Source organism: Klebsiella sp. KPN54798, from assembly GCF_021184225.1.
Taxonomy (GTDB): Bacteria; Pseudomonadota; Gammaproteobacteria; order Enterobacterales; family Enterobacteriaceae; genus Klebsiella; species Klebsiella pneumoniae.
The window spans coordinates 1,065,374-1,082,299 of sequence record NZ_CP089234.1; the positions used below are offsets into that span (position 1 = coordinate 1,065,374).

The following is a 16,926-nucleotide window of genomic DNA, read 5'->3' on the forward strand; positions in this document are numbered from 1 at the left end:
CCATGTTTACCTTTATTAAAAAAGTTATTAAGACCGGCACCGCGACGCACGCCTACCCGCTGGAGCCGATGCCGGTGGACAAAAACTTTCGCGGCAAGCCGGAGCATACGCCACAGCAGTGTATCGGCTGCGCGGCCTGCGTGAACGCCTGCCCGTCGAACGCCCTGACGGTCGAGATCGATCTGGCCGCTAACCAGCTGGCGTGGCAGTTCAACCTCGGGCGCTGTATCTTCTGCGGTCGCTGTGAAGAGGTCTGCCCGACGGCGGCCATTAAGCTGTCGCCGGAGTATGAGCTGGCGGTGTGGAAGAAAGAGGATTTCCTCCAGCAGTCGCGCTTCGCTATCTGCCACTGCCGGGAGTGCCAGCGTCCGTTCGCGGTGCAGAAGGAGATCGACTACGCCATCGCGCTGCTCAAGCATAACGGCGATACCCGCGCCGAGCTGCACCGCGAAAGCTTCGAAACCTGCCCGGAATGCAAGCGCCAGAAATGCCTGGTGCCGTCCGATCGTATTGAACTGACCCGCCATATGAGGGAGGCCAGCTGATGAGTACTTTACTTGGCCCGCGCGATGAAAACGGCATTCCCGTGCCGATGACGGTGGATGAATCCATCGCCAGCATGAAGGCCTCGCTACTGAAGAAGATTAAACGTTCGGCCTACGTCTACCGCGTCGACTGTGGCGGCTGCAACGGCTGCGAAATCGAAATTTTCGCCACCCTTTCGCCGCTGTTCGACGCTGAACGCTTCGGGATTAAGGTGGTGCCTTCGCCGCGCCATGCCGATATTCTGTTGTTTACCGGGGCAGTGACTCGCGCGATGCGCTCCCCGGCGCTGCGCGCCTGGCAGTCGGCGCCGGATCCGAAGATCTGTATCTCCTACGGCGCCTGCGGCAACAGCGGCGGCATCTTCCACGACCTGTACTGCGTCTGGGGCGGTACCGATAAAATCGTACCGGTCGACGTCTATATTCCGGGCTGCCCGCCGACGCCAGCCGCCACGCTGTACGGCTTCGCCATGGCGCTTGGCCTGCTGGAGCAGAAAATTCATGCCCGTCTGCCGGGTGAGCTCGACGAACAGCCGACCGAGCTGCTGCATGCCGATATGGTGCAGCCTCTGCGGGTGCGCATCGATCGCGAAGCGCGGCGTCTGGCGGGCTACCGCTATGGACGGCAGATTGCCGATGACTATATGCGTCTGCTTGGCCAGGGCGACAGCCAGGTGCTGCGCTGGCTGGAGGCGGAGAAAGATCCGCGTCTGACCGAGATCGTCACCCATCTCAACCAGGTGGTCGAGGGGGCGCGTATCCGATGAGCGAGACGGTGGTGTTCAGTCAGCTGAGCCGTAAATTTATTGATGAGAACGACGCCACGCCGGATCAGGCGCAGCAGGTGGTCTATTACAGCCTGGCGATTGGCCACCACCTCGGCGTCATCGACTGTCTGGAGGCGGCGCTGAGCTGCCCGTGGGACGCGTATCTGGCATGGATCGCCACCCTTGAGGCCGGAAGCGCCGCGCGGCGCAAAATGGAGGGCGTGCCGAAGTATGGCGAAATCGTCATCGACAGCAGTCATGTGGCGATGCTGGCCAACGCCTTTGATAAAGCGCAGTCCGCGCAGACCCCGCAGCAGCAGGCGTGGAGCAAAACCCTGCTCAGCATGCTGCATGATATTCACCAGGAGAGCGCCATCTACCTGATGGTGAGGAGATTACGTGACTGACGTTTTACTCTGTGTCGGCAACAGCATGATGGGCGACGACGGCGCCGGCCCGCTGCTGGCGGAGATGTGCGCGGCTAACCCGGCCGGCCAGTGGGTGGTCATCGACGGCGGCAGCGCGCCGGAAAACGACATCGTGGCGATCCGCGAATTACGCCCCGAACGCCTGCTGATTGTCGATGCCACCGATATGGGCCTAAACCCCGGCGACATTCGCATCATCGATCCCGACGACATCGCCGAGATGTTTATGATGACCACCCATAACATGCCGCTCAACTATCTGGTCGATCAGCTGAAAGAAGATGTCGGCGAGGTGATTTTCCTCGGCATTCAGCCGGATATCGTCGGTTTTTATTATCCGATGACCCAGCCGGTGAAAGAGGCCGTTGCCCGGGTGTATCAGCAGCTGGCAGGCTGGCAGGGCAAGGGCGGCTTTACTCAGCTGGAGGCCGCGGACGACTAGCCCTGCGGCGAACCGGGCTCTCCGCCGGCGCACGACTGGCCGGAAGGGAGCCCCGTTCCCGGCGCTGCCAGCTCAAGATTCTCTATCACTAATTTACCGGGCGACACCGAGACTCTGACCTGCGTGCCGACCGGAAACCCCGCCTGCTCCAGCCAGTCGCCGTTTAAGCTTAATGCCGCGTGGCGGGTGTAGCGCCGCGTCTCCCGCGTTTTGCGGTCCTCATGGCGTTTTCTGACATATCCCACGGTTAACTGGCGAATGGCCCTGGCTATCCCTCTGGCTGCGGTAGGGTGCTGTGCGCTCATGATGTGCTCCTTGCTGAAGATACCCCGGTAAAAGTACTGGATAAAATACCAGTTATTGTAAACAGGTGGCAAACCAGAAACTGGAATCAGGCTCGAGAAAAAAGCATGTAATGGATGCAACAGATAGCCGACGTCCGTCCCCCGGTTAGCGCGGGGAACGGGCGCTCGTGGGCGAGGGTGCTTAGTCGAGATCGGCGCCGTTACTGGCTATCACCTTCTGGTACCAGAAGAATGACTTTTTACGCTTACGCGCCAGGGTGCCGTTGCCGGCATCGTCGCGATCGACATAGACAAAGCCGTAGCGCTTGCTCATCTCGCCGGTGGACGCCGAGACCAGATCGATGCAGCCCCAGCTGGTGTAACCCATCACCGGAATGCCGTCGCCGATAGCATCGCGCATTGCCCTGATGTGCTCGCGCAGGTAGCTGATGCGATAGTCGTCATTGATGTCCCCATTGGCATCGATCTCATCGCGGGCGCCAAGCCCGTTTTCCACCAGGAACAGCGGTTTCTGATAGCGGTCGTACATCATGTTCATGGTGATGCGCAGGCCCAGCGGGTCGATGCCCCAGCCCCATTCGCTGGCCGGAATGTGCGGGTTCTTCAGCGACTTGACGATGTTGGCGGCATTGGTGTTGCTGGCGTTCATCTCCGCCGAGGCGCAGCGCGACGCGTAGTAGCTAAAGGAGACGAAATCGACGGTGTTTTTGAGGATCTCGTCATCGCCCGGCTGTTTCGCAATCGTGACCCCTTTTTCCCGGAACACCCGCGCGGCCCACACCGGATAGGCGCCGCGGGCCTGGACATCGATAAAGAACAGGTTTTCGCGGTCCTTCTCCAGCGCCATCCATACATCTTCCGGCTTGCAGGAGTAAGGGTAGAAATTACCGCCGGCCAGCATACAGCCGACCTGATTTTGCGGGTTAATCTCATGGGCGATTTTCGTCGCCAGCGCGCTGGCCACCAGCTCGTGATGCGCGGCCTGATACTTCACCTGCTCCTGGTTTTCACCCTCTTCAAACACCAGACCGGCGCCGGAGTAGGGGCTGTGCAGCATGATGTTGATTTCATTGAAGGTGAGCCAGTATTTCACCAGGCCGTCAAAAGCTTCAAAGCAGGTGCGGGCGTAGTGGCTGAAAAAATCCACCATTTTGCGGTTGCGCCAGGAGCCGTACTCCATCACCAGATGCATCGGCACGTCGAAATGACACAGGGTGACCAGCGGCTTGATACCGTGCTTTTTGCACTCCTCGAACAGTGAGCGATAGAAGGCGATGCCCTGCGGATTCGGCTGCTGTTCGTCGCCGCGTGGGAACAGGCGGCTCCAGGCGATGGAGGTGCGAAAGACGCTGAACCCCATCTCGGCCATCAGGGCGATATCTTCTTTATAGCGATGGTAAAAATCGATCGCCTGGTGGCTGGGGTAAAATTCGTCTTCACGCAGCGTAAAGCGCTTCTCCAGGCCTAATTTTACCGGCAGGCGATGGGCGCCGTGGGGAAGGGTATCCACGGTGGTCAGCCCCTTACCGCCTTCAAGATAAGCGCCTTCAGACTGGTTGGCGGCCAGTGCGCCGCCCCATAAAAATCCCTGTGGGAAACTCGCCATGCATTACCTCATTATCAATAGTGTATTCAGGCGTGGGATGCCTGGGCCCGGGCCTGGCGCGCTCTGGCGTCGGCAGCGGCCTGCTCAACGGGAATGTCCTCAAAGCCAAGGATCAGCGTCAGGGCAAACGACAGCACCACCGACAGCGCCATCACGCCAAACACCCAGACGATGGTCATTGGATTGGCCGGATCGAAAAACTGCACGCTGGTAAACAGCCCCGGCGCCGCCATCGAATGGCTGGCCAGTCCGGCAATACCTGCCACCGCGCCGCAGATAAAGCCGCTGATTAAGCTGGCGATCAGCGGGCGCTTCAGGCGCACCGCCACGCCGTACAGCGCCGGTTCGGAAATCCCGGCCAGAATCGCCGATGCCGCGGCGGCCAGCGCCGTCTGGCGCAGCTCCGGGTTTTTAGTTTTCCACGCTACCGCCAGCGAAGAGCCGCCGAGCGACAGGTTGGCGCCGATCTCCGATGGCATCACCATACCCTCTTTGCCGGTTTCGGCGATGGTCTGAATGATGGTCGGCGTAAAGACGCGGTGCATACCGGTCATCACCAACAGCGGCCACAGCCCGCCCATGATCGCCACCGACAGCCAGCCGAGATAGCTGTGGATCGTATACACCAGCGCGGAAATGGCGCTGCCGATCCAGATGCCCAGCGGGCCAATCAGCAGGATCGCCAGCGGGGCGGCGATCAGCACGATCAGCATCGGCTTCAGAAAGTTTTTCGTCACCGCCGGGGTAATGCGATCCACCCAGCGCTCGATATACGACAGGCACCAGGTCATCACCAGCGCCGGGATCACCGTATAGGTGTATTTCACCGCGGTAACCGGAATAAAGGCGAATTCAACGTGTTCTCCCTGGGCGGCTTTGGCCATCAATTCGATAAACCCAGGATGCACCAGCACCCCGGCGATGGCGATAGCCAGCGACATATTAGTTTTGAATTTCACCGCCGCGGAGGCGGCCACCATCAGCGGCAGGAAGAAAAATGCGCCGTCGCCGATAAGCGCCAGCAGGGTCAGCGTCGGCGAGCCTTTCGGCAACGCGCCGCTCATCTCGAGGATCATCGCCAGCAGCTTGACCATCGATCCGCCGATAATCGCCGGGATCAGCGGTGACATGGTGCCGATCAGCGCGTCGAGGATCCCGGCGCCGATGCGTTTCAGGGTCAGCGGCGCTTTGCCCTGCGGCTCAGCCGGGCGCAGGTCGCCAGGCAGCAGATTCACCACCTCGCGGTAGGCCTGGGAGACAGTGTTGCCGATGATCACCTGGCACTGGTTATCGCTGCGCACGACGCCGAGCACCCCGGCCAGGCCTTTCAGGGTAGAGCTATCGACCTGTTCGTCGTCTTTAACCACGAAGCGCAGACGGGTCATGCAGTGGGTAACGGCGGCGACGTTGTCGACCCCGCCGATTGCCGCGACTATCTGTTGCGCCAGGGCTGCATAATTTTTCGACATCGGATTTTATCCTGTTTATCAATAGGGTACTGATCTGCCACCGCCCCGCATCGCCGGGCGATAGCATGTTTTTGTAGGAAACCGGTTCCACAAAATCATGGTGAGTTTTATTTAATTGCACAAGAAATAAAAAAATATGATCTCAATTTTGTGATTTTGATCGCTAAGCGTCGCCGTGAGCCGGATCGCGGTGATGAACAGGGGAGTGCTGTAAAAGCGGGAAACGTGCAGTACACTGCCTGCAACTTTTGCAACAGGAAGAATCACATGGCAACGATGCTGGAGGTCGCAAAGCGCGCGGGGGTATCGAAGGCGACCGTTTCGCGGGTGCTGTCGGGCAACGGCTATGTCAGCCAGGAGACCAAAGACCGGGTGTTTAAGGCGGTGGCGGAGAGCGGCTACCGGCCAAATCTGCTGGCGCGCAACCTGGCGACCAAAACCACGCAAACCCTCGGCCTGGTGGTGACCAATACCCTGTACCACGGCGTCTATTTTAGCGAACTGCTGTATCACGTGGCGCGGATGACGGAGGATAAAGGGCGGCAGCTGATCCTGGCCGACGGCAAGCACAGCGCGCAAGAGGAGCGGGAGGCGATCCAGTACCTGCTGGATCTACGCTGCGATGCGATCATCATCTACCCGCGCTTTCTCACCGTTGATGAGATGGACGAGATCGTTGAGAACCACTCGCAGCCGATCATGGTGCTTAATCGCCGCCTGCGCCGCCACGCCAGCCACTGCGTCTGGTCCGATCAAAAAGCCTCGGCGATGCGGGTAGTGGAGCGGCTGATTGCGCTTGGCCATCGCGATATCGCCTTTATTACCGGCTCCCTTGACTCTCCCACCGGCGTCGAACGCCTCGCCGGCTACAAAGACGCGCTGGCTGGCCACGGCATCGCCCTGAACGAGGCGCTTATCGCCGAAGGGCGCTGGACGCCGGAAACCGGGGCGGCGGGGGTGGAGAGCCTGCGTCAGCGCGGGGTTACCTACAGCGCGCTGGTGGCGAGCAATGACGATATGGCCATCGGGGCGATGAAGCAGCTTCACCAGCTGGGCGTTAAGGTGCCAGAACAGGTCTCGGTGGTGGGGTTTGACGATATTGCTCTTGCGCCGTATATGGTGCCGTCGCTCGCCAGCGTCCGGGTGCCGGTGACGGAGATGATTAAAGAGAGCATCAATCGGCTGATCTTTATGCTGGATGGCGGGGAATTCAACTTTCAGCAAAGCTTTCCCGGAGCGCTGATTGAACGCGAGTCGCTGGTGGCGGGCCCCTGTGCCTGACGTCGTCAGCTGTCATCGTCACTACTGACGATGACAGCAAACCGCAGCTATAATAATCTTTATAATCAATATATTAAAAACTTGGAACGTATTATGCATACTCCGGCGCGTAACCTTCTTACTGCTGGAGAAATGGATGAACCGTTTCATTATCGCCGATGCGAGCAAATGTATCGGCTGTCGCACTTGCGAAGTGGCCTGCGTGGTATCCCATCAGGAACATCAGGACTGCGCCTCCCTGACGCCTCACACCTTTCAGCCGCGTATTCACGTGATCAAAGGGGTCAATGTTTCCACGGCGACCGCCTGCCGTCAGTGTGAAGACGCCCCCTGCGCCAATGTCTGCCCGAACGGCGCCATCAGCCGCGATAAAGGCTTTGTCCATGTGATGCAGGAGCGTTGCATCGGCTGCAAAACCTGCGTCGTCGCCTGCCCGTACGGGGCGATGGAGGTGGTGGTGCGCCCGGTGATCCGCCATAGCGGCGCCGGACTGAACGTCGTGGCGGAAAAAGCCGAAGCCAACAAGTGCGATCTCTGCTTCCACCGCGAGAGCGGCCCGGCCTGCATGGAAGTGTGCCCGACGCACGCCCTCGTGTGCGTTGACCGCAACAAACTTGAGCAGATGAATATCGAGAAACGTCGCCGTACGGCGCTGGCCTGGTAAGTCAAGGCATGAACGGGGTGCAAATCCGCATTCGCGGTAAAGTGCAGGGGGTCGGTTTCCGCCCCTTTGTCTGGCAGCTGGCCCGGGCGCAGGCCCGCTGCGGCGATGTCTGTAACGACGGCGACGGCGTACTGGTGCGGCTGGTCGGGGGCGACGACGGTTTTACTGCCGCTCTGGCTGACCACTGCCCGCCGCTGGCGCGGATCGACAGTACCGCCTGCATTCCCTATCGCTGGACGGCCATGCCGCAGGATTTCACCATCCGCGAGAGCGGGAAGGGACGGATGCGCACTCAGATCGTGCCCGATGCCGCGACCTGCCCGGCGTGCCTCGCGGAGATGAACGATCCCCGGGCGCGCCGCTACCGCTATCCTTTTATCAACTGCACCCACTGCGGGCCGCGGCTGACCATTATTCGCGCCATGCCCTACGACCGGCCCTTCACCGCAATGGCGCCGTTCCCGCTCTGTTCCCCTTGTGAAGCGGAATTCCGCGATCCTGCCGATCGCCGTTTTCACGCCCAGCCGGTGGCCTGCCCCGACTGCGGGCCGCGACTGGAATGGCGGGCAGAGGGGGAAGCGCTGGACGGCGAGGCGGCGCTGCAGGCGGCTATCGCCCGGCTGGCGGCGGGCGACATCGTGGCGATAAAAGGCATCGGCGGCTTTCATCTGGCCTGCGATGCCGGTAACCCCGCTGCCGTTGCCACGCTGCGGGCGCGAAAACACCGCCCGGCAAAACCGCTGGCGGTAATGCTGCCGACGGCAACGGGCTTACCCGCCGCCGCCGCGGCGCTGATGGGCTCCCCGGCGGCGCCCATCGTACTGATTGCCAAAGCGCAGGTCTCCGGCCTGTGCGACGAAATAGCGCCAGGGCTTGCGGAAGTTGGGGTGATGCTGCCGTCTAATCCGCTGCAGCATTTGCTTCTGCAGGGCCTGGCGCGCCCCATCGTAATGACCTCCGGCAATCTTAGCGGCCGTCCGCCGGCGTTAAGTAATGCTCAGGCGCTCAATGAGTTAGCCGACATTGCCGACGGCTTTCTCTTGCATAATCGCGACATCGTACAGCGGATGGATGATTCACTGGTGCGCTCAAGCGGTGAAATGCTGCGCCGCGCCCGGGGCTACGTCCCGGACGCGCTGCCGCTGCCGCCAGGGCTAGGAGACATCCCGCCGCTGCTGGCTCTCGGCGCGGATATGAAAAATACTTTCTGCCTGGCGCGCGGCAGCGAAGCGGTGCTGAGCCAGCACTTTGGCGATCTTGGCGAGGAAGGTGTTGAACAGCAGTGGCGCAGCGCCCTGCAGCTGATGCAGAGCATTTACGCGTTTGTGCCGCAGCGGGTGGTGGTTGATGCCCATCCCGGCTATCGCTCAACGCAGTGGGCGGCCTCCCTGCCCCTGCCGCTGGAGACAGTGCTGCATCACCATGCCCACGCCGCGGCGTGCCTGGCGGAGCACCGCTGGCCGCTTGACGGCGGGGACGTTATCGCCCTGACACTCGACGGTATTGGTATGGGGGAGAACGGCGCGCTGTGGGGCGGGGAGTGCCTGCGGGTCAACTATCGCGAATGCGAACATCTTGGCGGGCTGCCGGCCGTCGCGCTGCCAGGGGGGGACCTGGCGGCACGCCAGCCGTGGCGAAATTTGCTGGCCCACTGTCTGGCGTTTGTCCCTGACTGGCAGGATTATCCGCAGGCCGCCACCCTGCGCCAGCGCAACTGGCCGCTGCTGGCGCAGGCCATCGAGCGCGGGATTAACGCGCCGCGCGCTTCATCCTGCGGACGGCTGTTTGATGCCGTTGCCTGCGCCCTGGATTGCGCGCCGGAGAGTCTGAGCTATGAAGGCGAAGCGGCCTGTCGGCTGGAGGCGCTGGCCGCCAGCTGCCCCGGCGTCAGCCACCCGGTTACGCTGCCTTGGCGCGACGACGCGCTGGATTTAGCGACCTTCTGGCGGCAATGGCTGAGCTGGCAGGCGACTCCGGCGCAGAAAGCCTGGGCATTCCACGACGCCCTGGCCTGTGGACTGGCGGCGATGGCCCGCGACTGCGCCACCGTCCGCGGCATCGACACGATGGTCTGCAGCGGCGGGGTGCTGCATAACCGCCTGCTGGCGGCGCGATTGACCTTTTATCTGGCGGATTTTACTCTGCTGTTTGCACAGCAGTTGCCGGCCGGCGACGGCGCAATCGCCTATGGTCAGGCGGTGATCGCCGCCGCCCGCGGGCAGGCTCAAGGAATAAAACCATGATAATGACAGTTTTACGCCAGCAGCCGCGCGCCGCGGGTCTGGTGCTGGGGTTGATCGCGGCGAATTTACTGGCCTGGTGCTGGGCGCTGCAGGCCTTTGGCGACAGCGGCGCGCTGATGGCCGCCAGCCTGCTGGCCTGGGGCTACGGCCTGCGCCACGCGGTGGACGCCGACCATATTGCGGCGATTGATAACGTGACCCGCAAGATGATGCAGCAGGGGCGGCGGCCTTTCGCCGTCGGGGCGTGGTTTTCGCTGGGCCACTCATCGATTGTGGTGCTGGCCTCGGCGGCGATTGCCGCGACCGCCACCGCCTTCAGCACGCAGATGAGCTGGCTGCATGATACCGGCAGCGTTATCGGCACCGCGGTGTCGGCCCTGTTTTTACTGGCGATGGCCTTTATCAACCTGGTGATTTTACGCAGCGTGTGGCGCAGCTTTCGGGCATGGAAGCGCGGTGAGAAGGTGAGCGACGAAATCGTCAGCGGCGGCGGGGTGATGAGCTGGCTGTTTGGCAAGACCTTCCGTCTGATAAGCCGCAGCTGGCAGATGTACCTGGTCGGGTTCCTGTTTGGCCTCGGTTTTGATACCGCCACCGAAATCGGCGTACTGGGTATCTCCGCCGCCGGCGCGTCGAGCGGGATTTCCGTCTGGTCGATTATGGTCTTTCCGGCGCTGTTCGCCAGCGGTATGGCGCTGGTGGATACGCTTGATAATGTGCTGATGGTCGGCGCCTACGGCTGGGCGTTCAGCAAGCCGCAGCGCAAGCTCTATTACAATATGACCATCACCGGTACCTCGGTGGTGGTAGCGCTGTTTATCGGCGGCCTGGAAGCGCTGGGTCTGCTGATGGATAAGTTTGCGCTCAGCGGCGGAATATGGCGCTGGGTAGGGGCGTTAAACGACAACCTTGGCGACGCCGGATTTGTGGTGGTCGGGTTGTTTGTCGCCTGTTGGGCGCTATCGGTGCTTAACTATCGCTGGCGCGGCTACGACAATCTAGCGCGCTAGGCTGGATATGTTCCCGGCTTGCGCTGCGCTTAGCCGGGCTACCAGGACAATACCGTAGCCCGGCTAAGGCGTTTACGCCGCAAGCCGGGAAAACCATCAACTTACCAGTTGCTTGAGCAGCGCAAAGGCTTCCTTCATTTTGTCTTCGCTGACCACAAAGGCCCGCAGCTGGTTTTCGGCATCCACGCCTTTCGCTACCAGCCCCTCTTTGGCGGCCACGATGTTCCACGTCAGATCGTCGCGGCGGGTGTCGCCGGCCAGATGCAGCGGCAGATCCGGGGTTTTCACCTTCACCAGCATTGGCGGCAGCTTGAGTTCTCCCGCCTGCGCCAGCAGATTTTTACTCAGGCACATGGCGCTGAGTAAAATCGGCTGCAGGAACGGCAGTACCACGCCGTTGATTTCCGCACAGTCGCCGAGCGCATAAATCGCCGGGTCGCTGGTTTGCAGCTGGCTATTGACCACAATACCGCGGTTAATCTGCAGTCCGGCGTGGCGCGCCAGCGACGTTTCCGGGCGCAGGCCGGCGGCGGCCACCACCGCATCGACGGTTATCGCGCGCTGGCGATCGAGACTGACGCGAATGCCGTCGGCGGTTTGCTCCAGCCCCTCCAGCTGCGTTTTCAGCATCAGATGTACGCCCATCTCGGTGAGCCGATGCTGCAGGCGGCTGCTGGCCTCCGGCGGCATCAGCGCCGCCAGCACGCTGGCGGAGTTATCGACTACCGTTACCGCTTTACCGGCGCGGCAGAAATCCATCGCCAGTTCGCAGCCAATCAGGCCGCCGCCGACGATCAGCACGCGCTTCGCGTCGTGCAGCCGGCTCTGCGCCGCGCCATATTCGCGCTGGCTATTGAGCGTTAGCATCAGCTCGCGCCCCGGCACCGACGGGATAAACGGCGTCGCGCCGGTGGCCAGCACCAGTTTGTCGTAGCGCCACTGGTTATCCTGGCTCTTCACTAACCGGTTTTCGGCGTCGATATCGCTTACCCAGGTATGGGGAAACAGACGCAGAGTGTACTGCTCGGCGAACTCGCCGGCACTTTGCAGGGTCAGATCGTCGGCCTTCTGTCCGCGGCTGATGACATGGCTGAGGTCCGGTTTGTTGTATTCATCCATGCTATCGGCGGCGATGAGGGTCAGCGGGATTTGCGCATCCTGCTTACGAATATTTTTCACCAGCTGGCGGGCCGCGAAGCCCGAGCCGATGATGACGATGCCATCACTCATTTTGCCTCCGTCGCCAGTACGTTAAAGACATCTTTGCCAAGAGAACACTCAGGGCAGAGGAAATTGTCCGGCACTTCACTCCACGGTGTACCCGGCTGTACATCCTGGTTAGGTTCGCCTTTCGCCGGGTCATAGACCCACTGGCACACGCTGCACTGCATCATGGGACCGAGATCGGCGGCCGCGGCGGCGGCACAGGCGCAGTCCTGTGGTTCCGGCGTTGTCGCTGCTTCAGCAACCGGCAGCGGCGAGAGGGCCCACTGGCGGGCGATGTCGCGACCGTGTTGGCGGCACAGCTCCAGCGCGTCGATATCCGGGCGCCATTTGGCTTTCAGGCTCAGCGACATCTCAAAGCCGGCATCCTGCAGGCGGGTGGACAGGCGGTCTACCGCGCCGCCGCTCCAGCCGTGCGAGCCAAAGGCGCTGGCGCGTTTATTGCGAAAACGCAGCCCGGTCATCTCTTCCACCAGCCCGGCGATTTTCGGCATCATCACGTTGTTCATGGTGGACGTGCCGACAAGTACGCCTTTCGAGCGGAAAACATTGGTGAGAATGTCGTTTTTGTCGCTGCGGGCGACGTTAAAGATTTTCACCGCTACCCGTGGGTCAATCTCGGTGATCCCCTGGGCAATGGCGTCCGCCATCATGCGGGTATTATTGGACATGGTGTCGTAGAAGATGGTGATGCGATCTTCCTGATAATCTGCCGCCCACTCGAGGTATTTCTCGACGATTTGCGTCGGGTTATCGCGCCAGACCACGCCGTGGGAGGTGGCAATCATCTCCACCGGCAGGTTGAAGCCGAGGATTTCAGTAATTTTCGGCGTTACCAGGCGGCTAAAGGGCGTCAGAATGTTGGCGTAGTAACGCTGGCACTGTTCGTACAGTTCAGTCTGGTCCACTTCGTCGTTGAACAGATGTTCGTCGCAATAGTGCTGACCGAAGGCGTCGTTGCTGAACAGCACCGCGTCGCCGGTCAGGTAGGTCATCATGCTGTCCGGCCAGTGCAGCATCGGCGTTTCCACGAAGATCAGCTGTTTACCGTTACCGATGTCGAGAGTATCGCCGGTTTTCACCACGTGGAAGTTCCACTCCGGATGATGATGGTGGCCGTTGATCGAGTCGATGGCGTTGGCGGTGCAGTAGATCGGCGTATCCGGGATCTGCATCATCAGTTCGGTCAGCGCGCCGGCATGGTCCTCTTCGGCGTGGTTAATGACGATATAGTCGAGGTCGGCGAGGTCGATTTCGCGGCGCAGGTTCTGTACGAACTCGCGGCTGAATTTATGATCGACGGTATCGATCAGCACGTTTTTCTCTTCGCGGATGAGATAGCTGTTGTAGCTGCTGCCGCGCAGCGTTTTATATTCGGTGCCGTGGAAATCACGCACTTCCCAGTCACGTTGGCCAACCCAAAGAATGTTATTTTTCACCACAATAGACATAGCAACCTCAATCAATACAGTGTGTTTAAACTCAGTTGACTGGTTTATATCAAGTTGCGTGCCAACTTTTTAATTCATTGATAATTATCTGTTTTTAATTTTTTCTGATTTTGGTTGTTGTCAAAATGACAATGGTTAAAATAGTCGATATGACAATGCGTATTGTCAAAATGACAATGGAGCGGCAATGAGTTTTTCCGTCGACGAGCTGGCGAGAATCGCCATAGATTTACAAAGCGATATTGGTCACACCGACCGCTTTTCGCGCCTGATTACTACCCTGCGGCAAATTCTTGGCTGCGATGCCTCGGCGCTGCTGCGCTATGAGGCGCATCAGTTTGTGCCGCTGGCGATCGATGGCCTGGCGCAGGATGTGCTCGGTCGGCGCTTTGCCCTGGAAGGACACCCGCGGCTGGAGGCGATTGCGCGCGCCGGGGATGTGGTGCGCTTCCCGGCGGATAGCGACCTGCCCGACCCCTATGACGGGCTGATCCCCGGTCATGAGAGCCTCAAAGTCCATGCCTGCGTGGGACTGCCGCTGTTTGCCGGGCAGACGCTGATTGGCGCGCTGACCCTGGACGGCATGGATGCCGATCGTTTCGATAGCTTCAGCGATGAAGAGCTGCGGCTGATTGCCGCGCTGGTGGCCGGGGCGCTGAATAATGCGCTGCTTATCGCCCGCCTTGAAGCGCAAAACGTCCTGCCGGCGCAGGCGGTGAATTACCCGCTGCCGGAGCGCCAGGAGATCATCGGCCTGTCGGGGCCCATGCTGCAGCTGAAAAAAGAGATCGATATCGTCACCGCCTCGGATTTAAACGTGCTGATCAGCGGCGAAACCGGCACCGGCAAAGAGCTGGTGGCGAAGGCGGTGCATCAGGGGTCGCCGCGAGCCGCCAACCCTCTGGTGTACCTCAACTGCGCGGCGCTGCCGGAAAGCGTAGCGGAGAGCGAGCTGTTCGGCCATGTGAAAGGGGCATTTACCGGGGCCATCAGCAACCGCAGCGGTAAATTTGAGATGGCGGATAACGGCACCCTGTTTCTTGACGAAATCGGCGAACTGTCGCTGGCGCTGCAGGCCAAACTGCTGCGCGTGCTGCAGTATGGCGATATTCAGCGCGTCGGCGATGACCGCAGCCTGCGGGTCGATGTGCGGGTGCTGGCGGCGACGAACCGCGATCTGCGCCAGGAGGTGGTGGAAGGGCGCTTTCGCGCCGACCTGTACCATCGGCTGAGCGTCTTCCCGCTGTCGGTTCCGCCGCTACGCGAGCGGGAAAGTGACGTGGTGCTGCTGGCGGGCTATTTCTGCGAGCAGTGCCGCCTGCGGATGGGGCTGGCGCGGGTCATTTTGGCTGAGGCGGCGCGAAACCGGCTGCAGCAGTGGTCCTGGCCGGGCAACGTGCGCGAACTGGAGCATGCTATCCATCGGGCGGTGGTGCTGGCGCGGGCCACCCAGGCCGGTGATGAAGTGGTCCTGGAGCCGCAGCATTTCCAGTTTGCGGTGGCGGCGCCGATGTTGCCGACTGAGACGGCGGCAGCGGCGCCCGCGACGGGAAACATCAATCTGCGCGAGGCGACCGACTCTTTTCAGCGAGAAGCCATTAGCCGTGCGCTGGAGGCGAACCAGGGCAACTGGGCGGCGACCGCCCGAGCGCTGGAACTGGACGTCGCCAACCTGCATCGGCTGGCGAAACGTCTGGGGCTTAAAGGATCCCCGCCTGGTAAAAGTTCTGCAGGTTAATGGCGCCGACCAGTTGGCCGTTCTCATCCACTACCGGCGCGGCGCTGATTTTGTGTTTCATCAGCCGCTCTTTGGCTTCCACCGCGCGGCTATCCGCCTGCAGCGTTACGCCATTGCGGGTCATCGCCCGAGTGACGCCATCGTTGAGCGTACCGCCAGCAACCAGCCAGCGGCGCAGGTCGCCGTCGGTGAAAACGCCCTGCACGCGGTTGGCTTCATCGCAGACCGCCACCAGGCCGAGTCCGGTTCGGCTTAGTTCGAGCATGGCGTCCATGACGTTGGCCTCGGTATTGACCCGCGGCACTTCTTCATCACGACGCATCAGGTGATGCACTTTGTTCAGCAGCCGCGCGCCGAGGGCGCCCGCCGGGTGGGAACGGGCGAAATCCTCTTCATTGAAACCGCGCGCCTGCATCACCGCCATCGCCAACGCGTCGCCCAGCATCAGCGTATTGACGGTGCTGGAGGTTGGCGCCAGATGCATCGGGCAGGCCTCGCGCTCCACGGCGATATCCAGCACCGCTTTCGCCGCCAGCGCCAGCGGCGAGGTGGATTTGCCGGTCATCGCCAGCAGCGGAATGCCTTTTTCTTCCAGCCGCGGCACGATGAGATCCAGCTCTTTCGCGCTACCGGAGTAGGAGATAAACAGCATCACGTCGCGGCTATCGAGCATGCCGAGATCGCCGTGCAGGGCTTCCGCCGGATGGACGAAAAAGGCCGGGGTGCCGGTGCTGGCGAAGGTTGCCGCCAGCTTTTTACCGATGTGGCCGGATTTACCGATACCGGAGACAATCAGTTTGCCCTCGCAGTGGATAATGGTTTCCGCCGCGCGGATGAAGTCGTCGCCCAGGCGCTCCGGCAGGCGGCTCGCCTCCTGCAGCTCAAGCATCAGGGTCTGGCGTCCGGCCTCTAACAAAAAGTTACTCATGATGTTCTCCAGTAATAATGACTGCTATGCCTTTGGCTTCCAGCGCCCGCTGGAATTCCGGGTCAATATCGGCATCGGTAATCAATTTATCCACGCGTTCAAGGCCGCAGACAATATTGGGGCTTTTACGACCAAACTTGGATGAGTCGGCCATCAGGATCACTTCGCGGGCGGCGTTGCACATCGCTTTGCTGACGGTATAGACCTCATTAAAGGTAGTGACTCCGGCGTTCAGATCGATACCGTCGGTGCCCATAAACAGCTTGTCGAAGCTGAACTGTTCGAAGGCGTTTTCCGCCAGCTGGCCGTGAAAAGAGGCCGATTTTTTACGGAAGGTGCCGCCCGGCATCAGGATGGTCTGCTCGTTATCGAACTCTGATAGCGCGTTGACGATATGCAGGCTGTTGGTCATCACCGTGATGTTATTAAAGTGACTCAGCAATGGCACCATCTGCAGCACGGTGCTGCCGGCGTCGAGGATAATTGAATCGCCATCGTGGATGTATCGCACGGCGGCCTCGGCAATCTGGGCTTTTTTATGGGTGTTGATCAGCGTCTTATGGTCAATCGGCGGATCGGCTTCATCCTTGTTGAGTACCACGCCACCGTAGGTGCGAATGACGGTGCCGGCGTTTTCCAGCGTGACCAGATCCTTGCGGATGGTGGTGCCAGTGGTATCGAAGTGTTGCGCCAGCTCTTCGACCGAGCATTTTCCCTGCGACTGCAGGAACTCGAGAATGGCTGCCTGGCGCTGACGTGGTTTCATAGGCGTCTATCCTGCGTTTAAGTTTCGAAGTGATAATTTCGCAAGATATTTACTTTTAC

16 protein-coding genes are annotated in these 16,926 nt (G+C 60.7%); 9 read left to right on the top strand and 7 right to left on the bottom strand.

The features are described 5' to 3' along the window. Positions 1 to 2: 2 nt before the first annotated feature. From LPQ25_RS05260 to hycI, 4 genes are read left to right on the top strand one after another with little or no spacing between them, the layout of a single operon-like run. On the top strand, positions 3 to 545 hold the full coding sequence (locus tag LPQ25_RS05260) for a formate hydrogenlyase complex iron-sulfur subunit (protein WP_014907038.1): 543 nt from the start codon (positions 3 to 5) through the stop codon (positions 543 to 545). After that, positions 545 to 1,312, top strand: coding sequence for an NADH-quinone oxidoreductase subunit B family protein (locus tag LPQ25_RS05265; RefSeq protein WP_002914891.1), 768 nt, complete (start codon positions 545 to 547; stop codon positions 1,310 to 1,312). The genes LPQ25_RS05260 and LPQ25_RS05265 overlap by 1 nt, the downstream gene beginning before the upstream one ends. Continuing rightward, a complete protein-coding gene (locus LPQ25_RS05270; RefSeq protein WP_002914887.1) occupies positions 1,309 to 1,719 on the top strand; it encodes a formate hydrogenlyase maturation HycH family protein in 411 nt (136 codons plus the stop codon). Before LPQ25_RS05265 ends, LPQ25_RS05270 begins: the two co-directional genes overlap by 4 nt. Continuing rightward, complete coding sequence (gene hycI, locus LPQ25_RS05275; protein WP_004174683.1) at positions 1,712 to 2,182, top strand: hydrogenase maturation peptidase HycI; 471 nt, start codon at positions 1,712 to 1,714, stop codon at positions 2,180 to 2,182. Before LPQ25_RS05270 ends, hycI begins: the two co-directional genes overlap by 8 nt. Here hycI and LPQ25_RS05280 read toward each other — a convergent pair. From LPQ25_RS05280 to ascF, 3 genes are all read right to left on the bottom strand, one after another. Continuing rightward, positions 2,179 to 2,487 carry a SymE family type I addiction module toxin gene (locus LPQ25_RS05280; RefSeq protein WP_002914883.1) on the bottom strand — a complete coding sequence of 103 codons (309 nt, stop codon included), beginning with the start codon at positions 2,485 to 2,487 and terminating at the stop codon, positions 2,179 to 2,181. The genes hycI and LPQ25_RS05280 overlap by 4 nt on opposite strands. A gap of 181 nt (positions 2,488 to 2,668) precedes the next feature. After that, on the bottom strand, positions 2,669 to 4,093 hold the full coding sequence (locus LPQ25_RS05285; RefSeq protein WP_014907039.1) for a 6-phospho-beta-glucosidase: 1,425 nt from the start codon (positions 4,091 to 4,093) through the stop codon (positions 2,669 to 2,671). 26 nt (positions 4,094 to 4,119) lie between these two features. After that, positions 4,120 to 5,562: a PTS cellobiose/arbutin/salicin transporter subunit IIBC gene (gene ascF, locus LPQ25_RS05290; RefSeq protein WP_002914879.1), complete on the bottom strand. Its 1,443-nt coding sequence runs from the start codon at positions 5,560 to 5,562 to the stop codon at positions 4,120 to 4,122. Between the two features lie 267 nt (positions 5,563 to 5,829). Between ascF and LPQ25_RS05295 the strand changes: the two genes are divergently transcribed. The 4 genes from LPQ25_RS05295 to LPQ25_RS05310 all read left to right on the top strand — a co-directional run bounded on the left by LPQ25_RS05295 (position 5,830) and on the right by LPQ25_RS05310 (position 10,760). Then, complete coding sequence (locus tag LPQ25_RS05295) at positions 5,830 to 6,843, top strand: LacI family DNA-binding transcriptional regulator (protein ID WP_004174685.1); 1,014 nt, start codon at positions 5,830 to 5,832, stop codon at positions 6,841 to 6,843. Between the two features lie 136 nt (positions 6,844 to 6,979). Next, entirely contained in the window at positions 6,980 to 7,507 is a 528-nt protein-coding gene (hydN, locus tag LPQ25_RS05300; protein ID WP_002914875.1) for an electron transport protein HydN, read from the top strand. Between the two features lie 8 nt (positions 7,508 to 7,515). After that, complete coding sequence (gene hypF, locus LPQ25_RS05305; RefSeq protein ID WP_014907041.1) at positions 7,516 to 9,750, top strand: carbamoyltransferase HypF; 2,235 nt, start codon at positions 7,516 to 7,518, stop codon at positions 9,748 to 9,750. Continuing rightward, the gene (locus tag LPQ25_RS05310; RefSeq protein ID WP_015875116.1) at positions 9,747 to 10,760 is read left to right on the top strand and encodes a HoxN/HupN/NixA family nickel/cobalt transporter; all 1,014 of its coding nucleotides are present in this window, start codon (positions 9,747 to 9,749) and stop codon (positions 10,758 to 10,760) included. Before hypF ends, LPQ25_RS05310 begins: the two co-directional genes overlap by 4 nt. A gap of 96 nt (positions 10,761 to 10,856) precedes the next feature. On the opposite strand, the gene norW is transcribed toward LPQ25_RS05310, so the two are convergent. Then, positions 10,857 to 11,990: an NADH:flavorubredoxin reductase NorW gene (norW, locus tag LPQ25_RS05315; RefSeq protein ID WP_004211583.1), complete on the bottom strand. Its 1,134-nt coding sequence runs from the start codon at positions 11,988 to 11,990 to the stop codon at positions 10,857 to 10,859. Further along, entirely contained in the window at positions 11,987 to 13,435 is a 1,449-nt protein-coding gene (gene norV, locus LPQ25_RS05320) for an anaerobic nitric oxide reductase flavorubredoxin (protein ID WP_014907043.1), read from the bottom strand. The genes norW and norV overlap by 4 nt, the downstream gene beginning before the upstream one ends. Before the next feature lie 187 nt (positions 13,436 to 13,622). On the opposite strand from norV, the gene norR reads away from it, so the two are divergent. After that, on the top strand, positions 13,623 to 15,173 hold the full coding sequence (gene norR, locus LPQ25_RS05325) for a nitric oxide reductase transcriptional regulator NorR (RefSeq protein WP_014907044.1): 1,551 nt from the start codon (positions 13,623 to 13,625) through the stop codon (positions 15,171 to 15,173). On the opposite strand, the gene gutQ is transcribed toward norR, so the two are convergent. Both gutQ and srlR read right to left on the bottom strand, forming a co-directional pair. After that, a complete protein-coding gene (gutQ, locus tag LPQ25_RS05330; RefSeq protein ID WP_004174691.1) occupies positions 15,136 to 16,101 on the bottom strand; it encodes an arabinose-5-phosphate isomerase GutQ in 966 nt (321 codons plus the stop codon). The two genes, norR and gutQ, sit on opposite strands and share 38 nt — an antisense overlap. After that, the gene (gene srlR / locus LPQ25_RS05335) at positions 16,094 to 16,867 is read right to left on the bottom strand and encodes a glucitol operon DNA-binding transcriptional repressor SrlR (protein WP_004181024.1); all 774 of its coding nucleotides are present in this window, start codon (positions 16,865 to 16,867) and stop codon (positions 16,094 to 16,096) included. The genes gutQ and srlR overlap by 8 nt, the downstream gene beginning before the upstream one ends. Between the last annotated feature and the right edge of the window lie 59 nt (positions 16,868 to 16,926).